Origin of the sequence: Chitinophaga sp. CF418, assembly GCF_900142925.1 — a bacterium.
Classification (GTDB): domain Bacteria; phylum Bacteroidota; class Bacteroidia; order Chitinophagales; family Chitinophagaceae; genus Chitinophaga.
In genome coordinates, this window is sequence record NZ_FRCN01000016.1 from 112,190 (window position 1) to 137,521 (window position 25,332).

General features: G+C 45.8%; 22 protein-coding genes. 11 read left to right on the plus strand and 11 right to left on the minus strand.

Translation table 11 applies throughout. The features are described 5' to 3' along the window. Positions 1-77 precede the first annotated feature (77 nt). Both F3I09_RS29405 and F3I09_RS29410 read right to left on the minus strand, forming a co-directional pair. A complete protein-coding gene (locus F3I09_RS29405) occupies positions 78-2,243 on the minus strand; it encodes an outer membrane beta-barrel protein (RefSeq protein WP_149698629.1) in 2,166 nt (721 codons plus the stop codon). Positions 2,244-2,373: 130 nt separating this feature from the next. Further along, positions 2,374-2,727: a hypothetical protein gene (locus tag F3I09_RS29410; RefSeq protein ID WP_149698630.1), complete on the minus strand. Its 354-nt coding sequence runs from the start codon at positions 2,725-2,727 to the stop codon at positions 2,374-2,376. Between the two features lie 99 nt (positions 2,728-2,826). Between F3I09_RS29410 and F3I09_RS29415 the strand changes: the two genes are divergently transcribed. From F3I09_RS29415 to F3I09_RS29425, 3 genes are all read left to right on the plus strand, one after another. Then, positions 2,827-3,384 (plus strand): RNA polymerase sigma factor, encoded by a 558-nt coding sequence (locus F3I09_RS29415; RefSeq protein ID WP_149698631.1) that lies wholly within the window; start codon positions 2,827-2,829, stop codon positions 3,382-3,384. Next, positions 3,381-3,800 carry a hypothetical protein gene (locus F3I09_RS29420; protein ID WP_149698632.1) on the plus strand — a complete coding sequence of 140 codons (420 nt, stop codon included), beginning with the start codon at positions 3,381-3,383 and terminating at the stop codon, positions 3,798-3,800. The genes F3I09_RS29415 and F3I09_RS29420 overlap by 4 nt, the downstream gene beginning before the upstream one ends. A gap of 149 nt (positions 3,801-3,949) precedes the next feature. Further along, complete coding sequence (locus F3I09_RS29425; RefSeq protein ID WP_149698633.1) at positions 3,950-4,969, plus strand: proline iminopeptidase-family hydrolase; 1,020 nt, start codon at positions 3,950-3,952, stop codon at positions 4,967-4,969. A 331-nt stretch (positions 4,970-5,300) separates the two neighbouring features. On the opposite strand, the gene F3I09_RS29430 is transcribed toward F3I09_RS29425, so the two are convergent. After that, entirely contained in the window at positions 5,301-6,041 is a 741-nt protein-coding gene (locus F3I09_RS29430) for a DUF4197 domain-containing protein (RefSeq protein WP_149698634.1), read from the minus strand. Between the two features lie 248 nt (positions 6,042-6,289). Here F3I09_RS29430 and F3I09_RS29435 point away from each other — a divergent pair, with 248 nt between their 5' ends. Beyond that, on the plus strand, positions 6,290-7,126 hold the full coding sequence (locus tag F3I09_RS29435; protein ID WP_149698635.1) for a DUF1266 domain-containing protein: 837 nt from the start codon (positions 6,290-6,292) through the stop codon (positions 7,124-7,126). Between the two features lie 110 nt (positions 7,127-7,236). On the opposite strand, the gene F3I09_RS29440 is transcribed toward F3I09_RS29435, so the two are convergent. Next, positions 7,237-9,195 (minus strand): heavy metal translocating P-type ATPase, encoded by a 1,959-nt coding sequence (locus F3I09_RS29440; RefSeq protein ID WP_149698636.1) that lies wholly within the window; start codon positions 9,193-9,195, stop codon positions 7,237-7,239. 97 nt (positions 9,196-9,292) lie between these two features. On the opposite strand from F3I09_RS29440, the gene F3I09_RS29445 reads away from it, so the two are divergent. Together F3I09_RS29445 and F3I09_RS29455 are read left to right on the plus strand one after the other, a co-directional pair. After that, positions 9,293-9,664, plus strand: coding sequence for a VOC family protein (locus tag F3I09_RS29445; protein WP_188134001.1), 372 nt, complete (start codon positions 9,293-9,295; stop codon positions 9,662-9,664). 694 nt (positions 9,665-10,358) lie between these two features. After that, positions 10,359-10,883: a hypothetical protein gene (locus tag F3I09_RS29455; protein ID WP_149698639.1), complete on the plus strand. Its 525-nt coding sequence runs from the start codon at positions 10,359-10,361 to the stop codon at positions 10,881-10,883. Here F3I09_RS29455 and F3I09_RS29460 read toward each other — a convergent pair. From F3I09_RS29460 to F3I09_RS29480, 5 genes are all read right to left on the minus strand, one after another. Continuing rightward, positions 10,873-11,553 carry an AraC family transcriptional regulator gene (locus F3I09_RS29460; protein ID WP_149698640.1) on the minus strand — a complete coding sequence of 227 codons (681 nt, stop codon included), beginning with the start codon at positions 11,551-11,553 and terminating at the stop codon, positions 10,873-10,875. The two genes, F3I09_RS29455 and F3I09_RS29460, sit on opposite strands and share 11 nt — an antisense overlap. 68 nt (positions 11,554-11,621) lie before the next feature. Then, positions 11,622-13,226 (minus strand): gliding motility-associated C-terminal domain-containing protein, encoded by a 1,605-nt coding sequence (locus F3I09_RS29465; RefSeq protein ID WP_149698641.1) that lies wholly within the window; start codon positions 13,224-13,226, stop codon positions 11,622-11,624. A 108-nt stretch (positions 13,227-13,334) separates the two neighbouring features. Further along, positions 13,335-14,084 carry a bifunctional 2-polyprenyl-6-hydroxyphenol methylase/3-demethylubiquinol 3-O-methyltransferase UbiG gene (locus tag F3I09_RS29470; protein WP_188134002.1) on the minus strand — a complete coding sequence of 250 codons (750 nt, stop codon included), beginning with the start codon at positions 14,082-14,084 and terminating at the stop codon, positions 13,335-13,337. A gap of 164 nt (positions 14,085-14,248) precedes the next feature. Beyond that, positions 14,249-14,893: a hemolysin III family protein gene (locus F3I09_RS29475; protein WP_149698643.1), complete on the minus strand. Its 645-nt coding sequence runs from the start codon at positions 14,891-14,893 to the stop codon at positions 14,249-14,251. Positions 14,894-15,044: 151 nt separating this feature from the next. Next, complete coding sequence (locus tag F3I09_RS29480; protein ID WP_149698644.1) at positions 15,045-15,824, minus strand: M15 family metallopeptidase; 780 nt, start codon at positions 15,822-15,824, stop codon at positions 15,045-15,047. A gap of 238 nt (positions 15,825-16,062) precedes the next feature. Here F3I09_RS29480 and F3I09_RS29485 point away from each other — a divergent pair, with 238 nt between their 5' ends. The 3 genes from F3I09_RS29485 (at position 16,063) to F3I09_RS29495 (ending at position 20,498) form a co-directional block, all read left to right on the plus strand. Beyond that, positions 16,063-17,409 carry a vanadium-dependent haloperoxidase gene (locus F3I09_RS29485; RefSeq protein ID WP_149698645.1) on the plus strand — a complete coding sequence of 449 codons (1,347 nt, stop codon included), beginning with the start codon at positions 16,063-16,065 and terminating at the stop codon, positions 17,407-17,409. A gap of 364 nt (positions 17,410-17,773) precedes the next feature. Then, positions 17,774-18,694: a Nif3-like dinuclear metal center hexameric protein gene (locus tag F3I09_RS29490; RefSeq protein ID WP_149698646.1), complete on the plus strand. Its 921-nt coding sequence runs from the start codon at positions 17,774-17,776 to the stop codon at positions 18,692-18,694. 202 nt (positions 18,695-18,896) lie between these two features. Then, entirely contained in the window at positions 18,897-20,498 is a 1,602-nt protein-coding gene (locus F3I09_RS29495) for a glycoside hydrolase family 71/99-like protein (protein ID WP_149698647.1), read from the plus strand. A gap of 140 nt (positions 20,499-20,638) precedes the next feature. Here F3I09_RS29495 and F3I09_RS29500 read toward each other — a convergent pair whose 3' ends face one another. Then, positions 20,639-23,050: an ABC transporter permease gene (locus tag F3I09_RS29500; protein ID WP_149698648.1), complete on the minus strand. Its 2,412-nt coding sequence runs from the start codon at positions 23,048-23,050 to the stop codon at positions 20,639-20,641. Positions 23,051-23,311: 261 nt separating this feature from the next. Here F3I09_RS29500 and F3I09_RS29505 point away from each other — a divergent pair, with 261 nt between their 5' ends. Both F3I09_RS29505 and F3I09_RS29510 read left to right on the plus strand, forming a co-directional pair. Beyond that, positions 23,312-24,433: a Gfo/Idh/MocA family protein gene (locus F3I09_RS29505; protein ID WP_149698649.1), complete on the plus strand. Its 1,122-nt coding sequence runs from the start codon at positions 23,312-23,314 to the stop codon at positions 24,431-24,433. 52 nt (positions 24,434-24,485) lie between these two features. Beyond that, entirely contained in the window at positions 24,486-25,031 is a 546-nt protein-coding gene (locus tag F3I09_RS29510) for a hypothetical protein (protein ID WP_149698650.1), read from the plus strand. Here F3I09_RS29510 and F3I09_RS29515 read toward each other — a convergent pair whose 3' ends face one another. Next, positions 25,032-25,289: a DUF4342 domain-containing protein gene (locus tag F3I09_RS29515; protein WP_149698651.1), complete on the minus strand. Its 258-nt coding sequence runs from the start codon at positions 25,287-25,289 to the stop codon at positions 25,032-25,034. Positions 25,290-25,332: the final 43 nt, after the last annotated feature.

The window sequence follows — 25,332 nt, forward strand, 5'->3', positions numbered from 1 at the left end:
GGTTATGTTTTTCTGTTACGTCGTTCTCTAAAGATACGAACTAATGTGCATACCTGTCTGACGGAATCTTTGGGTGATTAGTTGCCGTCGTCATTTTTAATGCCGCGTTTATTCTTTTTAATATCCTGCCTGAGTTTGCCGAAATTATAATTGACGCTCATATTCACGGTACGGAAATATTCCTGCGTGTGGTTGTCTTGTGTGAAGAGGATACCTGTCATTGTTATATGGCTATCACGGTATTGTGTAAACGGATTATTGATGGTTCCCGAGCAGGATAGCCTGTCTTTTATCAGTTCCTTGTTAAACCCGAAAGAGGAGCTGAGCATGGCATTGGCATAGGCCTGTAGCGACACCTGGTTGCGGCCGATGTAATTCATGGAAGCATTCAGTCTCCATCCTTTGTTCAAACGCACAGAGGTAGCGGTGTTTACAGAATATATCCATGTGTGTAACCTGACAACTGTTTCATCTGATTCTCCTTTAACGGAGATATAGACGGCATTACCGTTAATGTTGAGGTTCAGCCAGCGCAGGATGGGATAGTTGATACTGTAATTTAGCCCAAGACCGCCTCCTTTGACATTATTCTCAATAATTGTGCGGGTGATATAACGGGCTGTATCAAAGGCCGTTATTTCCATGAACATATTTTTGTTGTAGGAATAGCTGATACCGGCATTGACAGACATCTTTCCGGACCAGTTATAACTGAGCTGGAAATCAGTGATCGAGCTAGGCCGCAGAGCAGGATTACCTGATGATTCACTGGAAGGATTGGACCTGTCTGTGAATGGATTGAGCCGGTAGATATTGGGCCGTTTCAAACGCTGGCTGACACCCAGGTTCAGTGAGCTGTTATTAGTCAGTTTCCGGTTGATGAGGAGGGAAGGGAGAATATTGAGGAACTGCTGGTGGATGTGCATAGAGTCGCTCTGAAATGCAGCGCTCATGAATGTCTGCTCTACGCGCACGCCGCCTTTTACATCCCATTTTTTTGTGGAGAAAGTATAGGCATTATATACACTGAAAATGTTCTGGTTGCCATTGAAACGGTTAGAGGAGGGATCGGGCTCAAACTTCCCGGAAGATGGTTGATAATATTCATATCTGAAATCGCTGTTATTGTTACGCCATATTCCTTTAACGCCGGCTTCCATGCTGAACTTTTTGAAGGTGCGTACATAGTCAGCCTGAAGAGCGTGCTCGCGGAACGTTTCATTGTCATGCTGCCGGTAGCCGGGAATAGAATAATTGATAGTATCAGTAAAGGTTTGCTCATAACCCTTTTTGGCGCCATTGGTCATATAGCGGTAGGAAAATGTAAGGAGATTGTTCTTATTCTTCCTGGAACTGATCTGGTAATTGAGGCCCGCGTCCATGCTATTGCCTTTACCCTCATCAGCGCTGTTGAGATTATAACGTTGAAGGGTAGCATGGCTGTTGCTAAGGTTGGAAAGCAGGTAGCCCTTGCCGTCGGAATTGTTGCCGCTGATGTTGAACTGGGCAGTAAGCAGGTGCAGACTATCGGCTTCAAAGCTGATCTCTGTGCCCAGATAGGCGGATTTGCGGTCGGTACGCCTGTCGCCATCCTGTTCCAGGTAGGCTGGTGACTCCCCTTCTGAATGGCGCTGCATGTCGTTTCTCGCATGTGGCTGGTCAGACTTGCTGGCGCCACCGAAAGCAGATATGCCCAGTTTGCCGCTTTTCAGGGCAAAGGAAGCGCCTGTTCCCGGTCCATTGGCGGGAAACTTTTCACTGACGTTAATTGAGCCATTATACCCATCTGCTTTCCTTTTAATGGTGATGATGTTAATGATGCCGGTAAGTCCTTCGCCGTCATATTTGGCCGGCGGGGTGGTAATGACCTCTATCTGCTGGATAGTGGAGGCCGGAATGGTACGGAGTAGCTGGGAGGGATCTTTTTCCAGCAGAGCGGAAGGCTTGCCATTGATCAGGATGCGGTAGCTGTTGTTGCCTTTCAGGAGGATGTTGCCGGCGGCATCCAGGGACAGGTAAGGCACTTTACGCATGATCTCCAGGACAGTACTGCTTTTACTGTCAGGATCGGCCTGGAAGTCATAAATAAGCCGGTCAATCTCCTGTCGGATAAGTGGCTTTTGTGCAGTAACAGTAACCGTTTTTAGCCCTTTTATACGGGATGAATCAGGTGTCTGCGCCATTGCTGTCAGGCTGCCTGCAAGCAGGATGACCGTGCATATGGGTGGTAGCTGTTTTTTCATGGTAACTATTTTTTACGGCATGGCAATTCCCGTTAAAGCGCAGGAGGCTTTAAAAACAGGGATTGCAATAAGTGAATGATAATAGCCGGGCTGGTATAGGGACAGATAGTTCCGGCGAAGAGGGGAGAGATTAGTCCTGGTGCTGTTTGTTCTTCACGATGTAGAAGTATACGAGGAACCCGATGGCGATGAATACAGTTTCAATACCATAGGGAAGTGTGGACTTTTCTACGTCGTACGGAATATATTCCAGGACGATCAGGCCCAGGCCGGCAAAGAGAAGAATGACACCCCATTTCAGCATTTCGGTGTTCATCCGGGAGTAGGCTGGTATTAATTTCAGCGTGTTCTCGTCTACCGGACCGGCGTCGAGAATACGTTTTTTCAGCCGGTAATTAAGAAAAGAGGTAATGACAGCGGCGATAATCGCAAAAACGGAGATGATCATAATAAAACTCCCAAGTGTTTCGATAATAGCAAACATATTTAGCGGTTTTCTCAGTAGACAAGACGAATTCCGAAAATGTTGCAAATCTCTCATAATTTTTGCAACATTTATAGCCAAACCGTTGTCTACTCTGACATGATTGATGAAAAGGAACTGCTCCCGCGTATCCTGCATGGAGATCTTAAGGCCTTTGAGGTATTGGTAAAACAATACCAGGGATTGGTGTTCCATGTAGTGAACAGGATCATCAATACAAAGGAAGACAAGGAGGACATCTGCCAGGAGGTCTTTATGAAGGTGCATCAGCACCTGCACCGGTTTGAGTATAAGTCGAGATTATCTACCTGGATTGCCCGTATTGCTTATGTAACGGCGATTAATTATGGGAAGAAGTATAATAACGATAATACCGTTGCCCATCCGGCGGACATTGAGAATTATAGCTTTGCAGGTGAGCACCCGGGACAGCAGCTGGATAAAAAGGACGTAACGGAGTATATTAACAGGCTGATAGCACAGATGCCGGAGCAATACAGAACGGTATTGACGTTATTTCATTTGAATGAGTTCTCATACCAGGAGATAGAAGAAATAACGGGTATGCCGGAAGGAACGGTAAAAAGTTACCTGTTCCGAGGCAGGAAACTATTGAAAGAGAAATTAAATGTTTATCTTAAAAATGAGCTGTCATGAAGGAGATGGATGATAAAAGACTACAGGAATTACTGGAAAAGGGTCTGGCCGGTCAAAAGGCTGGTTTGTCGCCGGAGGAGAAAGAGGAACTGGAAGTATACAGCATGTTGTTTGAGGCATTGGGTAAGGAGCCTGCCCCCGATCTTCCCCGCGATTTTGCTGTAAAGGTGACCGCTAAACTGAGATCGCGTAAGGAGCGTATGGCGGAAACACGGGCTAATCTGATCATTATCTTTTGCTGCCTGTTTGCCGGAGGAAGCGCCCTGGCAGCATTAGTGCATTTTGGGGAAGGGGCGGTGATCATGGGTTTTATCTCCCGCTATGGAACCATATTCATATTGGGCACCGTCATTTTATTGCTGATACAATTTCTTGATGAGAAGCTGGTAAAACAGACCTTCCTGAAGGGCAGGTGAACTGTAGACCTGATTTTTTTGTTGGAAAAGGTGTAGGGAAAATGGGTGATAGCAGTCCCCTGATTTGGGGATATGGCATCAGTGTATTTCAATTTACTTTCGTGCTCTCGCAAATACGCAACTCTAAACCTGAACCTAAACAACACTCAATGAGAAATGTTATTTTTCTGCTGATAATACTCTTCGCAGCATGTAGTCAGGCTCCACAAGGAGTCAACTATCAACAGTATTTTATGCCACACGATTCCGGCGTTCAGACTGGTGGAGTAAAAATGGTGGAGATAGAAACGCCGAAGGGTAAATTTCATGTGTGGACAAAACGGATCGGCAACAACCCCAAAATGAAACTGTTACTGTTGCATGGCGGTCCCGGCGCAACGCATGAATTCTTTGAATGTTTTGAAAGCTTTTTGCCTCAGGAGGGTATAGAGCTGATCGAATACGACCAGCTGGAATCTTACTACAGTGAACAGCCAAACGATAGCAGCCTTTGGACCATGGAACATTATGTAGAAGAAGTAGAACAGGTCCGTCAGGCGTTAGGGCTTGACAGTACAAACTTCTATCTGCTGGGTCACAGCTGGGGTGGCATGCTTGCGATAGACTATGCATTGAAATATCAGCAGCATATAAAAGGGCTCATCATATCTGATATGATGTCCAGCATGAATAGTTACGCTGCGTACAATAAGGTGCTGAGAGGACAAATGAGAAAGTCGCTGGTCGATTCACTGGAAGCATATGAAAACAATAATCAATACGGAGATAGCACATATCAGGCACTCGTAATGAACGAATACTACAGAAAGCATATCTGTGTGTTGCCTGAATGGCCGGAGGCTATCAACAGAACCTTCAAACATCTTAACGCAGCTGTTTATGTTACCATGCAGGGACCCAGTGAATTCAAACCAGGTGGCCGTCTCATTAACTGGGAGCGCAGCGGTGACCTTCCTAAGATCAAGGTGCCGACATTGACCATAGGAGCGAAGTTTGATACAATGGACCCCGAGCATATGAAGTGGATGAGCACACAGGTACAAAATGGAAGTAATGTCTACTGTCCGGAAGGCAGCCATTTCAGTTGCTGGGATGATCAGAAACATTATTTTCCCGGGCTTATCGCATTTATGAAGCGTGTTGACCAGGGCACATTCCGGAAGGGTTAAAAGCATTATAATAATAGCGATCAACCTATACGAAAACTGACTACCGTATGATCTGGCCCAGAATGCCTTAAAGTGATATTATTTTACCAGGGAGTATGCAGGTGGCGTTTTACAGGAGGGATACCTGCTTTTCCCCCGTATTAAAGAGGCTTCGCAGTGCCTTTGATATGGAATTGAGCTGGACTTGAGGTGGACTTGATATAAATATAAACAGGTTAAGATTACATTATAAGGGACGCCCAATATATTATAAGGGCTGACCAACGAAGTGAAAGAAGTCTTCGTTGGTCAGCCCTATTTTTTACAATGATCGCCGTAGATACGATAATTGTTATTTCGTTTGTTGCTGTGCCTGCGCGCTGCCGAACACAGTTTTCAACAGGTCGGTCACACGGGCGGCAGGATCCTGTCTGATCTTTTGCTCTTCGAGCGCTACTTCCTGGAAGATACCGGCAATCGCTTTTTCAGTTACATAAGCGGTAAGGTCGGTATTCACCGGGGTGGAAGAGAACTTGTTGTATACGGAGAACAGATCTGACCAGTATTTGGTAGCATCCACTTTCTTCAGGGCATCGCTGATAGCCGGTTTGAAAGCACTGGTGAGTGCAGCGGTGGTTTTATCCTTGAAGTAGTTGGTGGCGGCAGAGTTACCTCCTTTCAGAATGCCCAGGGCATCAGTGATCGTCATTTGTTTGATAGCGTTTACGAAGATAGGAGCGGCGGATTTTGCAGCTTCTTCAGCACCTCTGTTCATGGAAAGGATAGCCTTATCCACTACACTACCCAGACCTACATTACGCAGGGTGTTTTCCACTTTCTGGGCCTCGGGAGGCATCAATATCTTCAATGCAGCATTGGCAAAAAAGCCGTTGGCAGCAGAAAGCTTGTTTGCACTGTTCTGGGTGCCGATAGTGAGTGCTTCTTTCAGTGCTGCTGCAATCTGTGCAGAGCTCAGACCTCCGGAAGTTGGCAGATTGGCAGGCAGGTTATTCAGGATCTGTTGCGAAGTTTCACAACCAGTGCTGGTTAAAAGTAGAGCGGCTAAAATACATGCAAAAAAGCCTTGTTTCATAATAGATTGTATTACATTGATAAATGTTAGAGATGGCAAAGATAGATTTTTCTTTTTAATAGAATATTCCCTTTAAAATGCGATATTGCATAAAGGGAAAAACAATGATCCCTTACAGTCAGGGATACTATTAAACTATATAGTAGAGCAGCATATTTGAAGCCAAAAAGACAGCTTTTAAACTGAGTCAGTAACTGAGTGCGCAACCTGAAGTTCATCTTTCAGTATGCGATATTTAAAAATTCCACATGAAAACGATCATCATCATCGTCGGCGTAACAGCCCTATACATTCTATTTGTTGTTGTCAAACTGATCAAACTGAATCGCAGGGCGAAAGAGATTGCCTTAAGAGCAAAACAGGACCGTGCAATGCAACCAGAAGAGGAGGATACGCCGGAGTTGCATGAAGATGGTACCCTTTCCCTGCATGACAGACAATATATAGCCTGCGGCGCCAACCTGGCCTATCTGCATGGCGACCGCATGGATACACTGGAAACAGATAGTGACCAGGAAGAGATCAGGGGAATGCTGAAAAGAGAATGGCATATCAATACCAGGGATAAACTGCTGGCTAATATCGACTGGCTGGTGAACCATGGTCATCGCGTTTACTTCAAACCCATCTGGAATATACTTACCACCCTGCCTGTAAGGGAAAGGGCGGCGGAACTGGAAAAACTGCAGGAGGAATTTACCGCTAAAGGCGATGAAATATCCGTAGATCTGTACGCAGCCAATATTTCCGAAGGCTATAAGCACCTCCGTGAGGAAGCGGGCTGTTTTGAAGGTAAAAAATGTAAACTGGATGCCCTCACCTGGGACCTTGGCCGCGCTATTAATCTTTGCCGCTGGGGCTATGATGCCGGTTTCCTGTCAAGGGATGAGGCAATGGCGTATATCCGGAAATTTGGCAAGGATTTGCTGCACAATTATACTACCTGGACTAACCTGGGCGAAAATTACCTGATGGGATTCGCTATGTGGAGCGGTGATCTTGAACAGCTGGATGAGCTATATGGCGCTCAGTGCGATCTGCTTTCCGAAGATAGCAGCCCCTGGGTACAACTGGAAAGCCGCTAAGTTTAGAAAAAGCTTTTTTCTCAGAAACAATATTTTCATAGACAAGAGCCCGTCCACCCCGGTGGACGGGCTCTTGTTATATGTTATATGGGTGTCTGATAGAGCGTGGTCTAATCTTTATACACCAATAGTCTCAATGCATTAAATACCACCAGTAAAGTAGAGCCTTCATGTGCAATGATGGCCGGGCCTATAGAAGCGATACCCGACATGGTAAGCGGGATTAACACTACAACCATACCAAGGCTGAATACAAGGTTCTGGCGGATGATGTTTTTCGCCTGCCTGCTTAAGCGGATCGCAAAGGGCAGGAGGGACAGTTTATCACCCATCAGCGCTATATCCGCTGTTTCAAGGGCTACATCGCTACCTGCAGCACCCATAGCGATGCCCACTGTGCTGTTTGCCATGGCCGGGGCATCGTTTACTCCATCGCCTATCATAGCCACCTTATTTTCGTCCTGTTTTAATTTTTTGATGGCATCTACTTTCTCTTCAGGAAGCAGGTCGCCCCATGCTTCTGTAAGCCCTGTCTGCCGGGCCACAGCATCAGCTACCTGCTGATTATCGCCCGTCAGCATGATCATCCTCCGGATGCCCGCAGCACGAAGGTCCTGTAATACCTGCCGGGCTTCCTCCCGTGGGGTATCCATAACAGATATAAGACCAATGTAATCACTATTCTTCCTGACGATCATCGTAGTGTTCCCGCCTTCCTGCAGTGCGGCTACTTTTTCCACCAGTTCCTGCGGCATTTGTTCCTTCTCAAACAAGGCCGGATTCCCGATCACAATAGTATCATCGCCGGCCCGGGCGCTGATGCCTTTTCCGGCTACAGACTTTAGATCGCTGACAGCGGGAAGTGTGGCATTACGTAGTTTTGTTTTCCCGTCCTTTACAATGGCTTTACCCAGGGGATGATCACTCAGGGATTCTACCGCAATCGTTAGTTGCAGCAACTCTTCTTCACTGGTGCCGTTAAGGGAAATAATATCGGTGAGTTTCGGTCTTCCTTCTGTGAGCGTACCTGTTTTATCGAAGGCCAATGCAGTCAGCGTGCCCAGATCTTCCAATGGCCTTCCTCCTTTGATCAGCACACCGGACCTCGCAGCCCTGGCTACACCGCTTAATACGGCGCTGGGAGTTGCTATCGCCAATGCACAGGGGCTTGCCGCTACCAGTACAGACATGGCGCGGTAGAAACTTCTGCTGAATGGTTCGTCTATTACCAGGAACGCAAAACATAAAGCAGTTACCAGGATCAGCACTGCCGGCACATAATATCGTTGTACCTTATCTGTAAACCGCTGGGAGGGAGATTTTCCCGATTGGGCTTCGTTCACCAGTTTTATGAGCCGGGCGATAGTAGAACCGGACGCTAAACGTGAAACCTTTACTTCCAGCGAACCATTACCATTGATAGTACCCGCAAAGACCCTGTATTTAGCTTCCAGTTGATCAGCCTTATCTGGTGTTATATCGGGACCGGCTACAGCCTGCTTTTCTACCGGCATACTTTCCCCCGTGATAGGTGCCTGATTGACGCTGCTGTTGCCTGCTATGATGATACCATCCGCAGGAATTTTTGTGTCCGGTTTTATAAGGATAATATCGCCTGTTTTCAGTGTTTCCACGTCCACCTCTTGCCCTGACTTTAACAGGGCTGTTTTAGGCGTTAATTCAGCCGATGCTGCTATGGACTTTTTTGCCTTGCCCATGGCATAATGCTCTAACGCATGACCAAGACTGAACAGGAACAATAGCAAGGCTCCCTCTGCCCAGTCGGCGAGTATAGCTGCGCCTGCAGCGGCCACCAGCATGAGGAAGTCAATTTCAAATTCACCTTTACTGATCGCAGTAACTGCTTCCTTAGCTGTAAAAAATCCTCCGAAGAAATAAGCCCCGGTATAAAGTATCAGGGGAATGCCCGGGGTCAGCGTCTTTATGAAATGAAGGCCAAAACCTATGCCCAGGCATATGCCGCAGATAATGCTAAAGATCAGTTCCGTATTGTGACCGAAAATGCCTCCATGAGTATGTGAATGCTCCTGCTTGTTATGTTGTTCCATGGGGGATAAATTAAGAAAATGATTTGAAACAATGCTACTTTAGCGAAAAGGAATATGCCCCATCTACAACTATTTAATCCACAAAAACATACAAAACATGGAACATCCTACCTTCGGAAACGGCAAGATCTGTTATATCGAAATTCCTGCGAAAGATGTGAAGGAATCAGCCGGTTTCTATGAGAAAATATTTGGCTGGAAGATCAGAACACGTGGCGACGGCTCCGTTGCTTTTGATGATGCTGTTGAAGAAGTGAGCGGCACTTTTATAACCGGTCGTGAAGCACATGGCGACAAAGGCCTTAGTATTCACCTGATGGTATCTGATATGCGCGCTACCCTGAAACTGATCACTGCAAACGGAGGAAAGATCATAGAAGATATGAATGATGACGCGCGCGAGATCACAGCAAAGTTCAGCGACCCTGCAGGTAATATATTCGGATTATATCAGCATTCTCAACATTGACCAACATTCAGGCAGACGCATGTGTGTGCCTGGCATGTTTTTTTCGCCTCTAAGCCAGAGACTAAGCTGCTCTCGTCATGTTGCCCGGCCTGAAGGTGGCGCCGCCGATTCAGGAGGAAGATCCCAAAACGATCGGAATTGACATATTACATCATGCAGTATATGCTGTTGCTGCAGGACTTGTATATGACATGATCACCAGGAAAAAATAAATGGCCGGATCAATACCGTTTCTTTTGCTGACCCGGCGCATAAGGCTTGGCTGATTTGGATCCTGTTAACTTTTTAGCCTGTCCGGGAGGTAAGCCATGAGGATTTCCCCGAGGTGGCGCAACACGGTAAGTACATGCGCTGATAGTACAGCAAATGAAAAAGGAAAATAGCAGCGACAGTATGAGTATCGGTCTTACGAACATGAAATAAATACTTTGTGGTAAAAGAAAAACAAATATAATACCAGAATTTAATACCTGAGTAATTAAGCACTGACCCGGAGGCAGTCAGGCCTGGGTTAAATCTTTCAAATGGGAGGATATATTGATGATATTCTAAATTTTCATATGTATATTTGTATTGTTAAAGCGGGGGATTCTGCCGCAGGGAAGATGCCTATGATTGATTCTTGTGCCAACGTATGAAGCAGGCAGGTTGCAGCAATTGCAACGATATTTGTGTATCCCTTACAAATTGTCATATGAAACAGCATTCAGGAAGATTATTGTTGACGTTGTGTTTTTTGTCATTCTCAATGACCGTTCTCTCCTGTGGGAAGAACAAACATAAACGACATGCGGTAATAGAGAGATCTACAGACGCAACAACAGAGCAGACAGAAAGAGTATACCCCACATATAATGCTTACACTGCCGATACAAGGGATAACAAAAGCCGTTTTAAGGAGCATCTGCAGATCGAACTGACGAGCGACGTGAAAGATCTTTATACCTACGGCGACTTCATGGCTATTGATTATTCTGTGCTGATGTCTTTTAGCTGCGATCAGTCAACGATTGACAAGATCGTTGAGCAGAACGGGCTTCAATTGTCAACAGAAGACAATATGGGAGCTATTTCCTTCCCGGGAAAATTTAACTGGTGGAAACAGGAAGAGATAGATCAGCTGATCCCCTACAGAGCAGGAGAGGAAGATGATTTCTGGCAGTACCTTTGGTATAATCCCGCTACCAGACAGGCTTTTTACGAGGAGTTTAGTATGTAGACCGTTTCGGGGATATGTTCTTTTTTCGGAGTTCCATGGGGTAAATACCGTGTATATTTTTGAATGTACGGGAGAAATTATAATCGTTGCTGTATCCTAATTCTTCTGCTATATCTGCTACAGTCTTTTGGGTATTTTCCAGCAGGTATCTGGCCCGCTGCATCACCTGCTCCAGTATAAAATCACTGATCTTTACCCTAAATGTTTTCGTGAATGCCCTGCTCAGCGTTTTTTCGTTAATAAAGTGCTTTTTGGCAAGTATCCGCAGGCTATGTTCGTGAATATTGGGATTAAGCATTACTTCATTTCTGATGATCATCATCGTTGTTGACAGAGCTGTTTCTGTATGTTCCTGCGGTGTCTGCTTTTCCTGGTATTCCGTCAGCAACTCTACCGTAATATTACCCAGCTCATAGCCATTTGTGCCGTTTTCCTGCATGGTGCCTGACAGATGATCGAGATAACGCGTCATGCAGGTGCTGACCATTATCTGCGGCAATGGCGGGGGAGAAGAGCTGCCTGCATGGATCTGTAAGGCCTGTGGCCCGGTACCCTGTTGGGATCTGATCAGATCAAGCAACATTTGTAAAGGGGGGCTGCCGCTTGTTGTCTCGCCGGCAGGCCGGGCATTTAGCTCAAAATGAAGTGCTGCGAATACTACCAGTTCCATATAGCTAAGAGATTAACTCTTATCAAGTTACGCTATTTAACTGCAATCCGGAGCACTTCCGGTTTATTTTATCTGAACATGGTGATAGTACCCTGCTGCTTCATCGGTTGTTTATTACTGGCTGTATAGGTAGCTACCCATATATAGGTGCCCGGTGGCAGGTCAAGGCCTTTCTGCTTCCCATCCCATCCCGTCTCAGGATCTGTTGTTTCGAAAATAAGCTGTCCCCAGCGGCCATAAACAGCCAATCTGTACGCAGTAATATCATCCTGCAGCCTGGCCTTAAAAATGTCGTTTTTACCGTCTCCATTAGGGCTGAATGCAGTAGGCATATATATGGCGCAATCTCTCCACTCTTTCTCTATCGTTGCATTTCCTTCTATTGAGCAGTCACGTCCATCTGTAACGGTGTAATGATAACTACCTGCATCCAGGTGGCGGAACCTGTTTTCCAGCTGGAATGTATCTGCAAGTTTGTATTGATAAGGCGGGGTGCCTCCGGCAGGAGTGAAGATGAGCTGGCCGTCCTGTACACTACTGCAGGATACTGGTCTTGCTATAACATCTTTCATCTGCAGAAGACCCGGATTAACAATGTTGATACCTTGCGTTTTGTAACAGCCCATACTATCTGTCACCTTCAGCGTGTAGTAGTTAGCTGCCAGGTTATCGAAGCCGGGTGTATCCTGATCCGGGAACTCATTTACCAGTGCATATTTATAGGGACTTAAGCTTCCACTCGCAGTTACTAAAATGCTTGCATCTGATTCACCAAAACAACTGATGCCTGATACAGCTGCATCGATCTTGATATCCCATTGTTTTACCAGTATACTTTCTGCTCTTGAATTACCCTTATTATTGCTTGTTACTGTGACGGTGTATTTACCTGCCGGAAGATGGGATACTTCAGGTGTGGTATAACCACCCGGTTCCCAGCGGAAGCTATATGTGTCTTTTTCCAGGCTATGCATGGTGACAACTACCTTACCGTCGCTCTCGCCATAACATGTATTCTCTGCACTCACATCAAAGTTGAGCGTTTCTTCGATCATCGAAATATTGTCGAGAAAAGTTACCACATAACAGGTATCATCATAGTCTGTAACGTAGGGCTCAAAACGAAGGTGGGTGTAGTTTTTTTTAGGTTTTAATACAGCTGTGAACCTGTTCCATTTTCTTTCGTAGCAGATATCCGAATACCAGATCCTTTCTCCTATATCCGGTTCTGAAGTGCTGCCCAGAATGGCCAATGCAGTAGATGTAGCCGCTGTATTGTCACTGTGGTCTTCTTCAGGCATCAATGCCATATCAAAAGAGATCAGGTATGCCCTGCCTGCTTCGATAGGTTGTGATAGTCGTTGTCCGATAGATGTCCATACAGCATGTCCGGCAGAAGTATTGTTTTCAGATGCAGCCAGTAATGCGGCATAAGTTTTTCCATCCGAAGGGGCTATCTCATTGGTACTGCCAAGTGGTAAAGTGTATGCTATCAAATTGACAGATCGCTGATACCATGGGGCAGGAATTCCATTCATTGTTGGCTGTCCTTCAAATGACGGATTTTCAAGATAGATAGGTATCGTTTGTGACCTGGCTGTAAAAGGAAGCATGATCAATAAGGATACGGTGATGGTTTTCAGTATGTTGAATAGTACACTGAAGGTTTTCATAGATTATATTACGGGTATAGGTAATACAAAGCTACGTAATTACCATGAGAATACAGCCTGATCAGGGTATAAATCGGGGTTTTTCAGCAATAAAATATATTGTTTTTTTTATGGGTTCTTTTCCCATACTGTTACAAAACTTCCAGTCAGTTGATAAGGAAGGACTTCTGCAATTGCGCCATCCCACTTCTGTAGAATTTTGATCTTTTTCGTGAAGAAAGAAAAAGGAAAAACATCGTCAATAAAGTTCGTTTTTCCGAAACTGATGATCTTAAACCGTGTTTTGCGGGCAAGATTTTCAAGAGAGTGCTTGCTGAAGAACTGCACATGCGTCAGATCATCTGCATCTGATTGAACAGTAGTGCCTTTATAGCCAAGCATGGACTTTATTTTCTGTATACAGCGCCATGCCCAGTTATCCTTCTTTTGTAAGGCAATAACAGGCTTTGTTATCAGCACTTCCCTGGGACCCATGCCGTTAGGTACAGTAACGATCAGCACACCATCATCAGCAAGTGACTGATACAATACATTCAGCAATTTTTCCGGTTGATTAAGATGCTCTAACACCTCGCTGCAGATGATGGCATGATACTTCCTGCCATCAGCCACCAGCTGTTCCGCACTGATCACATCAAAACTGACATTAGGCAGGTCAGTGAGCGCCCTTGCTTTTTCTATTGCTTTAGGACTGATATCAATGCCATAAACATTGAATCCTTCGCCACCAAGATGACGGGCAATAATACCATTACCACAACCCACGTCAAGTACAACGGAGCCGGCAGGGAGGTGTTTCTTCAAACTGTTGATGATAAATTGTAAACGCTTGATATCAGCGATTCTGTTGTATTCCATCTGCATAGTGCTTAATGATTATATGTTCGCATTGGGGGAGAACAGTAGAGGCATATTTTTATTATCATCTAATTTCGTATGAGGACTGTAAACTACCACCTCATTTACGGAAATACTGACCCTCATTTGCGGACAAAATCTCTTTGCAGATAGTAACGGATGAGCTACATCGATAACAGGATCGCTACGAAGTGACAGATAGCAGCTGCAAGCACAAAGGAATGCCACACTGCATGCGCAAAGGTGCGCCTGTCTGTGAGATAGAAATACACACCGGAAGTATACAGGGCGCCGCCAGTACAAAGCAGTATCAGAACAGATAAAGGTAATTCAGTAAAGAACCTCGGCCCGCCTGCCAGAAATATCCAGCCCATCAGGAGATAAATGACAGTGGAGATGATCTCATATTTCCCTGTGAACCGCATCTTAAAAAAAGTACCCGCTAGTGTCAGTCCCCACAATACAGACAGCAGTGTGATGCCAAAGGCATTGTTCATATATACAAGCAGGAAAGGAGTATATGTCCCTGCTATCAGGAAATAAATACTGATGTGATCGAAGATGAGAAATAATTTCTTGGCAGCAGCATCGAGTGAGAGATGATATACGGTAGAACAGGTAAATAAAAGCAGGAAACAGAAACTGTAGACAGCAGCGCCTGCAATGCCCGCAATATTGTTGTGTATTGCTGCGATAGCTATCAGCACAGGCAGTGCACTGATGCCAAACAGTACGCCTGCACCATGAATAAGTCCGTTTACGATCTCCTGTCTGCGGCTGTATTTTGACTGTGATACTTCTGGTGCCATCTGTATACGTTTGGCATAAAAGTAATCACAATCTACGGGCTGCATAAATAGAAAATCTCTATAATAGAAATTGTCTATAAGTGGTAGCTGAAATTCTCTATAAATGATGTCAATGCCGGACCATTCTTACAAACAGCCCGGCATGTTTACGTTATTTTATCTGTGCTATTTCAAAGTGCATTCCATCTTTACGGGAGAAATGTCCGCCCCAGTAAAAGCCATTCAGATTAGCTATCTGCACCAGCTCTCTCACAGTCCCTTTCTGACCTACCAACGCAGGTATGGCACCAAGCGGATTCCATGCCACATTGATGTCGAATGCTGAGCCAAAAGAATGATTGCTCAACGTTGTACGGCTGCCTCTGATGAATCTTGGAACATAAGAGCCGCCCCAGGTCAGCACCAGTGGAAGTAAGCCTGCTTTTTCCCAGTCAGCCCACAGTTTAACAAGCTGATTGGCCGCTAGCTTATGGAACTGTACCCTGTCCGATCCTTTGATGTGGATCAGCTGTGGGATAGATGCTGTTACAATATTCTGGCTTACCCAGTTGTCGGTAACTTTGATGTTTTCCGGATTGCCGGCAATAGGCTGGGATACGAACGAGAATTTACCAAACACCCTGGCTCTTTCTTCATTGGAAACCATTGGCTGAAATGAGGGCGGTTTAGGGTAATCTGCGCTGGATTTGTCAGTCCGGTCATCAATAATACCATCAAATCCAAATTGCATGGCAACACCATATGTCTTGTTGCCTACAACACCGTCAGGCTGGAGGTTATTTTTACGTTGGAATTGGATAGTTGCATCCTGTAGCTCTCTTGAAAAAATGCCGTCAGCGACGCCTTCGTACAAGTGCTGACCGATTAAAAAGAACTGCCAGCTTGTTACTAAAGGACCCTGGCTATTGATCCTGATGAGTTTAAGTTCCATGATGTTGGAAGGGTGATTTAGTTAAATAATGGGGGTTGTGGGTTTTATTGTGATTCTTTAACATTCATATTCAGGGGTGTTGTAATTGAGGTCCAAAAACAATGGTTCCGAAGATACATGCTTTTTCCGTAAAGCCTATACAAAACAGGGAGTATTTTGGCAACTTTTCATGTAAATGACTGCGGGCATATTTCTACCGGTCATGTTTATATTACTCCCTCTTAAAAAACTCAATATTATGACCATTTACTCCAAACGTTCGTGGTGCATCTACCTCTTTATGATCCTTGTTATTGCCGCGTGTAGCAAGGAAGATCAGGCACCCCAAATCCCCACAATTGCTGCTGCCGAATTCACGCCCCAAAGTAATGCAGCAGCTGCTGTACCGGTTTCGTGGTATCAGCTCGAATTTAAACTGATCAGAGAGACGCCGGGATTCAGTCCGCCGGTGGCTGCCAGAGCACTTGCCTATACAGGCGTTGCACTGCATGAAGCAGTGATATGGAGTGACAGGTACGGTCATTCCCTCAGTGGCCAGCTGGATGGCCTGAGCAATGTACCCCGCCCCGAATGGGGAAAAAGATATAATTGGGAGATCGTTGCCAATAGTGCAATGGCAGACATCATTAAGCGTCTGTATCCCAACGCCAGCGCTGCCAACCTGGCGCTGATCGCTGCACTTGACAGTACCAACAAAGCAGCAGCTTCAGGTAGTTGTGGCGCCGATGAGATTAACCGCTCTGTTAATTTTGGTAAACAGGTGAGCGCCGCTATTTATACCTGGTCAACTACCGATGGCGGAAAGGACGGCTATCTGAATAACTTTCCTACCGATTACGTACCTCCGGTAGGTCCTTCCTTCTGGGTACCAACCCCGCCTGCCTTTCAGCGTGCCATGCTGCCTTACTGGGGCAATAACCGGCTGATGGTGCGACCACTTAATCCGGAGACCGCAGATATCGCCCATCCTGCCTTCTCAACAGATACGGCTTCTGCGTTCTATAAGGCCGCTTATTTCGTTTATAACAAGGTGAATACACTTACGCCAGAAGAGAACACTATTGCCCGTTATTGGGCTGATGGAGGCGGTACTTTCACTCCGCCGGGACATATGCTGGCTATCACTGCTCAGCTGATCACTGACAACAGCCTTGGCCTGACGGAAGCTGCAAAGCTTTTCGCGCAGGCAGGTATTGGTGAAAACGATGCTGCCATTGTGTGCTGGAAGTATAAGTACAAATACAATCTGCTGCGTCCAGTCACTTATATACAGACGTATATAGCTGCAGGTTGGAACTCGCTGATCGGTACACCGCCGTTCCCTTCTTATACATCAGGGCATGCTACATTTACGAGTGCTGCAGGCAATATCCTGGGAGATTATTTTGGAAGTAGTTTTTCATTCACGGATAACCAGAAAGTGGCGGAGGGATTTAGTGCCCGCTCTTTCAATGGTTTTCAGCAGATGATAGATGAGGCTTCTATTTCGAGGATCTATGGTGGTATTCATTACCAGTTTGATAGCCAGATAGGCGCGCAGACGGGTAGGGATATTGCTCTGCGTGTACTGTCGCTGAGGTATTGATTTTTTTCCCGCTAAGTAGCTCCGGTTTCAGTATGGGATGTCGGTCGGCGCCTCTCCGGAAGACGATTGAGCGTTGTCAATCGTATAGGATTTTGAATACGGATTGGACAACATCGGTCGTGTCTCCCGAGAGCCGAAGGCCCGCCATTCCCATCTGAAACCGGGTGCTACTTTCGCTCTCCCTAGTACTGTTTAGATGTCTGTTTGTCATGACCCTGGGTCTGAGCCTTTGGCTTAATTGCAGGCAATCATTATCTCCTCTGTGTTACACTGGTCAATTACTTTTGAGTTCCTTTGAGTTCCCCCTTTGTTTATAGACAGATCTTCCTGAAAAACAGTATATTTATCAGGTTAATCAGTCATTATGCCACGTGGGAACAATACCTCCATCAACAGAAGAAAATTCATTGCACAGGTAGCGGTAGCTGCGGGATCTGCTGTAGCTCTTACTTCTCCCTTTGCCGGTTTTGCTACTGGTTTTATGTCGGTACAGGAGCGGATCACTGTAGGGCAGATAATGGACCTGTTCATAAAAGAGGCGCCGGGTGCTCCTTTTCCCAATACTGTCGATACTTTGAAATCGGGGAGTAGAGATGTGGTGGTAACCGGTATTGTAACCACTATGTTTGCTACTGTGGAGGTGATCAGAAAGGCTATTTCGCTGAATGCAAATTTTATCATCGCTCACGAGCCTACGTTCTATAACCATACAGACGAAACAGCATGGCTTGAAAAGGACGATGTATACCGTTATAAAGCCGATCTGCTGAAGAAACACAATATTGTTGTATGGCGTAACCATGACTACATACACGGCGTAAAGCCGGATGGGGTGCGTAAAGGCCTGGTGGATCAGCTGGGGTGGCAACAGTTTGAGGATAGCAGTCATGTTATCTATAATTTGTCGCCCGCAATGACATTAAAAGCGCTGATAGGAGATCTGAAGCAGAAACTGAACATCGAGGCCGTGCGGTATGTTGGTGATCCTGAACAGCAATGCAAAAAGGTACTGCTGCTGCCCGGTGCTTATGGTGGCAGGAACCAGATCCAGAGTATCAGCAATACGCAACCTGATGTATTAGTATGCGGCGAAGTGGCAGAATGGGAGACCGCTGAATATGTTCGCGATGCCCGGGCGGCTGGTAAACAATTGTCGTTGATCGTACTTGGCCATATCGTAAGTGAGGAGCCAGGATCTGAATTTATGGCCAAATGGCTGCAGGAAAAATTCCCTGCCATCAAAACTACGCATATCCCAACGGGTAGTTCCCTCTCATTTTTATAGCTGAACGTCTATATTTTTTTAGATAGCAGCCCTATGTCAATGGGGTGATTATCATACTATTTGTATTTTTAAAGCTTTCTTTTCTTCTATATTTCTGCCATACTATTATGTGGGTTAACGCCGGGGGATTATTTTCGCTGCGGAAAAGCCATATCGTCATTCTCAAAAGAACCATTTATTTATTCATCAAATCTCCCTCAAAATGAGAACTCTATTATGGGCCTGTTGTGCCCTGTTCCTGTTCGCGTGTAACAAATCGTCGCTGGAACCACAGGAACACCTGTCTGCCGACCTGAATACCAAGGCTGCGGTAGCTGTCAGCAAATCCACAAGCAAAAAGATCTTTATCCATTGGATGCCCTGGTTTGAAACACCGGCATCCAGGGGCGCCTGGGGGTATCACTGGAAAATGAATACCCAGAACCCGGACATTATCGTCAATGGTAAAAGACAGATCGCCGCTTATTTCTATCCTAAAACAGGGCCTTACGCTTCCGGCGATCCGGATATCATCGAGTATCAACTACTGCTGATGAAATATGCCGGTGCAGATGGTGTATTTATTGACTGGCCGGGCACCAGGCAACGGTATGACTATCCCGATAACCTGAGCAATTCCAATGCACTGATCAACAAACTGAATGCCGTAGGATTGCAATTCTCCATCGTACATGAAGACCGCAACTGGGATCCTGGCATGGCTTCCAGTGCCAACGGCGATTTTGTATACATGCAGAACAACTATTTCAATCAGGGAAATTATCTGAGGAATGCTGCTAATGAACCGGTAGTACTGAACTTCGGGCCTATCACTTTCCATCAGCCTTCCGAATGGAATACTATCCTGAATGGTATTAATCCGCGTCCGAAGATCATCCCGCTTTACGGGTTTACCAATGAAGTAGGCGCTAACAATGCGGGTGGTGAATTCCCCTGGATATACCAGGAACATCCGGGTGTAGTAGACCGCTACTATACGCAGGCGGCAAGTTTCCCGCTGTCTATAGGTGTGGTTTATCCCGGTTTCAAATCTTTCTATGCAGCTGGTGGCGCCGATGGCCCTACCTGGGAGATCGCGTATAATGGTACCGCTACTTTCTCTACCATGCTGGATAAAGCGCTTAATTCCAGCGTAAATATCATCCAGTTTGCTACCTGGAATGACTATGGCGAAGGCACTATCATTGAGCCGACCGATGAATTTGGCTACTCCTTCCTGACCACTATGCAGCAGAAATTAGGTGTTCCCTACGGACAGCATGAACTGGAACTGGTTGCCCGCTTATACGGGTACAGAAAACAGTATGCAGGCAACAGTACTGTACAGCAGCAGCTGAACCAGGTGTTCTCCTATCTGGCCAACCTGCAGGTGAGCAATGCGGAGAACCTGTTAAACAGCATTGGTGGTGGCAATCCTCCGCCGGGAACGACAGGTGTTCTTATCAAAAACAAGTGGTTAAATACTTACCTGTATGAAGAGAACGGACAGGTGAAATATAACGGTAATAGCAGCGGTAATCAATACAGATGGGTACAGGAAACGGTGAACGGACATATCCGGTTTAAAAACCTGGCAACAGGCCATTACCTGAATATTGAACACCTGTACAGTTATGTGGAGAGTTCGGATGTACCTAATACTTTCTACAGCAGTTATTGGGTGTTGGAAAGTTATAACGGTTATACCCGTCTGAAGAATGAGTGGCAGAATACCTATCTGAACCTGGAGAATCAGAGTGGTTTGGCACAATGTACGAATGTACCAGCCTACTTTGAAAGCAGCCAGTGGACCTTACAGAATTGAGTAGTGATTATATGAAGATAAGAGCCTGTCCTGCCTACTTGGCGGACAGGCTCTTTTTATCCGGGTACCTAAAGGAATCAGGTACTCTTTTATGCGCTTCTAAGGACATACATTTATTTTTGTTACATCCCCCTTTATGATCATTCAGATCTTAAGCTTTTTACAGGATTGACCATCGCCGCCCTGATGGCTTTGAAGCTAATGGTTAGCATAGTGATGAGCGCCATCAGGAAAATAGATACTGCAAATATTGCCCAGTTGATATTGATACGGTAGGCAAAGTTCTGTAGCCATTTGTTCATGAGCAACCAGGCCAGTGGTGTGGCAATCACTGCTGCCAGTGCGATCAGCTTCAGGAAGTCTGCTGATAGCATAGCCACAATACCTGATACAGATGCGCCTAATACCTTGCGGATACCGATCTCCTTGGTACGCTGTTCCGCGGCATAGGTAATAAGCCCAAATACACCCAGGGAAGCGATCAGGATGGCTAATACGGCAAAGGAGATAAAGATCTTACCTGTGCGTTCTTCTGCCTGGTATAACCTGTTAAAGTTATCGTCAAGGAAAGTATATCTGAAAGGTTGTCCCTGCATAGCCGGCCGTGCATGATATAACGCAGCGATCCTGTTGATGACCTGCTGAATATTGGTCGTATTAACACGGAATGCCATGGTGCCCGTATATTCGCCTAATTTGAGTACAGCCGGAGGGGTCTTGCTGCGTAAAGTACCTGAATTGAAATCCTTCAATATTCCGATGATCTTCATTTTACTGTTGCCGGAGTAAAGATATTTGTCAGTGATATCCGTAAATCCAAGCAGCCGTGCGGCTGTTTCATTGATAATAAGCGCTGATCCGGTATCAGTAGGCATATCAGGTGAAAAATTCCGTCCGCTCGCCATCTGCATGCCAAGGGTAGGTATATAGTCGGCGTCTACATGCCATTCCGGAATACCCACCACCTGTCCGGGACTCCTGGCGGCATCTTTGGAGTAGATATTCGTATTCATGTTAATGTCGGTAGGCAATGTATTTGTCATGGTACCCGCCGTAATTCCCGGGATTTTCAGTACATCATCCCTGAACCCTTTGGCGTGTATCCATAGTGCCTGTGTATTTTCTATGACCAATACCTGTTGCCGGTTATACCCCAGCTGTTTATTGTGTATATAACTCAGCTGATTGTAGATGACCAGCGTACCGACGATGAGCAGGATAGCTGCGGCAAACTGGAAGATGACCAGGCTGTTCCTGAGCCAGCTGCTCTTAAAGCCGCTGGAAAGTTTCCCTTTCAGCACTTTCACCGGTTCAAATGAGGAGAGGAAGAATGCAGGATAACTGCCTGCCATCAGTCCTACTATGATCACTATAAGCAACAATAAAGGAAGCACCCATGCCAGGGATGCGACAGTAATGCTGAGCGATTTTCCTGACAATTCATTCAGATAAGGTATCAGTAATGCGGTCAGGGCTATTGCAATGATCATAGCGCAGCAGCTGGTGAGGATAGATTCAGCCAGGAACTGTATTATCAGGCTGCTTCTTTGTGAACCCATGACCTTACGCAGTCCTACTTCCTTGGCCCTTCCGGCGGAGCGGGCGGTGGAAAGGTTCATGAAGTTCACGCAAGCGATCAGCAGAATGATAATGGCAGTGATAATGAAAATGTAGATGTATTGTATGTTCCCCGAAGGTTCTGCTTCATTGGTCAGATCGGAATAGAGATGGATCTTTTTGAGGGGGATGGATTGATACCTGAAATATCCTCCTTTCTTTTCCAGGTCGGCAAGGTCGCTCCCTGTCATTTTTTTGAGATCATTCTCCATGTATTTTTTTGTGGCCTGCTGCAGGTATCTGTCCAGTTGCGCCTGGGTGGTACCTGGACGAACCTGGACATATGTTACAAAATTGTCGGCCATCCATTGCGTTTCTCTGCTGTATTCTTCCTGCGCCATCGCTCTGATGAAATCAAAGTGAAGATGGGATTGTGGCGGTACATCTTTGATCACGCCTGTAACGGTATACTGGTTGATATTGTCGGTGTTTAATATTTTGCCGACAACGTCCGTACTGTTGAAGTACTTTTTAGCCATCCTTTCCGAAATAACCATTGAAAAGGGATTACGCAGCGCCGTAACCGGGTTGCCGGCGATCATATGCAGGCTGAAGATGTCGAAAACACTGGAATCTGCAAAGCAGGCATTGTTCTCCATCAGGGTTTCTTGCCCCTTTTTCACGAGTATATGTTCCTCCTGGAGAAAGCGCACATATTTTTCAATCTGCGGATAATCCTGCTGCAGTACAGGCCCAAACTGTGCCGGTGTATTCCTTTCTTTGAATGCGCCGCCATTCACCAGGAAGTCTGCATTTATACGGTAGATACGGTCGGCCTTATCATTGAAGTACTCATACCTCAACTCATCCGTTACAAATAAAGTGATTAATAAACAGGTAGCCAGCCCGATGGCCAACCCAAAGATTGTAATGGCTGAGAAGCCTTTATTCCTCCAGAGGTTGCGAATGGCAATCTTGTAATAGTACCTGAACATTGAATTGTATTTAGGTCTTGGCAATACGAAATATACGACAGTGCCGGCTCCAAGAGAATGCCAATTTGTAATTGTATTGATAATGAATTGTTTAGATGCGTATTCTTAGTGTTAAGTGTCCGGTTTTGATATAGAGGTGTTCGCTTTTAGTCAGCGGATAAGGTACGAAAATTGCGGGGTCACATTTACATGAACGGGTTGCAGGAGCCCGTTTTTATGAATATCTTACCAGTACTCTCAAATTGTTATAAAACCCTTGTTATGAAGAATACCCGACGACACTTCTTACAAAATTTTACTGTTTCTGCGATAGCATTGACTGTTCTTCCCCGTCTGGGAATGGCCGGCAAACCTGATCTGTATGAGCAGCCTTATGACGGTCCGGTACTAAGAGTGGCTATTATGGGACTGGGCAGCTATGGCACCAGGGTGGCGGAAGCCATGCAGTCCTGTAAGAAAGCCAAACTGGTAGGCGTGATCAGCGGTACGCCTTCCAAGATCAAAAACTGGCAGGGGAAATATAATATCCCGGAGAAGAACTGTTATAACTACGAGAACTTTGACAAGATCAAAGACAACCCGGACATTGATGCGGTATATGTGATCACGCCGAATGCCCTGCATCATGACCAGGTGATCAGGGTGGCAAAGGCCGGCAAACATGTGATCTGCGAAAAGCCAATGGCATTGAACGCGAAAGAAGGACAGGAAATGGTGGATGCCTGCCGTAATGCTAAGGTAAAACTCCTGGTAGGTTACCGTATGCACTTCGAGCCACATACGCTGGAAGTGATCCGTATGCGGAATGCAGGAGAGTTTGGAAAGATCCTCTTCTTCCAGGGGTTGTGTGGGTTTAAGATAGGAGACCCTACACAATGGCGTCTGAACAAACAGCTGGCCGGTGGTGGTTCCCTGATGGATATCGGGATCTATGCTGTGAACGGTGCGCGTTATATGGTGGGGGAAGAGCCTGTATGGGTAACCGCAGAGGAGACCAAGACCGATCATGAGAAGTTCAAACCGGGAGTAGATGAAACGATCCAGTTCCAGCTGGGCTTCCCCAGCGGTGTAGTGGCTTCCTGCCTGTCTACCTATAGCATGAATAACCTGGATAAATTCTTCCTGAACGGTGAGAAAGGATTTGCAGAGATGCAACCATCTACCGGGTACGGACCTATCAAAGGACGCACACACAAGGGTGATCTGAATCAGCCTGTTGTTGTGCATCAGACATTACAGATGGAAGAAATGTCGGATATTATCCTCAACGGTAAACAACCTGTGGTGCCTGTGAATGGTGAGGAAGCAGTGAAAGACCTGAAGATCATGGATGCGATCTATCAGGCTGCGAAGACAGGAGATAAAGTAAGTCTGAAATTGTAAAGATAATCCGGCAGTCTTCGGGCTGCCGGATGTTTTATTCTATATTTGTGATATGAAAATTGGAAGACAGTTTAATACCCTAAACCTGAAGGATTATCTCTTCTTCATTGATAATCATAAAAAATATACTGATTTCAATACCCTGGGACTTTACAGGTCGATTATAGAAAATGAACGTTTGACGATCGCCGATAAGATCGCAGTACGGGAATATGCCCATCAGACGTTTAAAAGATCATTTGATTTTCTGCAGATAAAAGACCCGCAAACTTATCTGGAGGTGCTGACACTTGGACAGGAACTGACCAGGGTAGAGACAAAGAGGATCTGGGAGGACATCAGAAAATACCAGCAAAAGACAATTGCCGAAAAGCGCTTTGGACACAGGAACTTTGGGGTTTATTCCAAACATTCCTGTGGCTATGATACCTGTCATCTGAATGGTGTTATGATAAGACAGGGGTCTTTCATATCCGACGGGGAAATCTACTTCGGAAATGATAAGAACAGGTATGCCGCTAAAGATAAATCTGATAAACGCAGACAGGAACGGAAGAAAGCGCAGCAGATGATCCGCAAGATGCTTGAGAATGAATGATCATTCCTGTTTCGGCGCGTCCTCTTCTCTTTCTACCGTAATTGTACATTCCCCGACCAGTGCCGCTAATGCGCCAACAGCTGCCAGTACGGGTGCTAACAATACGCCCACTACGCCAATAGTCAATGGGAGCGACATCAGTTCCTTACCTGATTTATCCGTAATAGTGATCTTTCTTACGTTACCTTCTGCAATGAGTTCTTTTACTTTTTTGAGCAGGTGCTCGCCATTCAGGGAGAAGGATTCTTTAGTTGCCATGGGTTGAGATTATAAATGATAATTTAGGTACGGGAAGTTACGA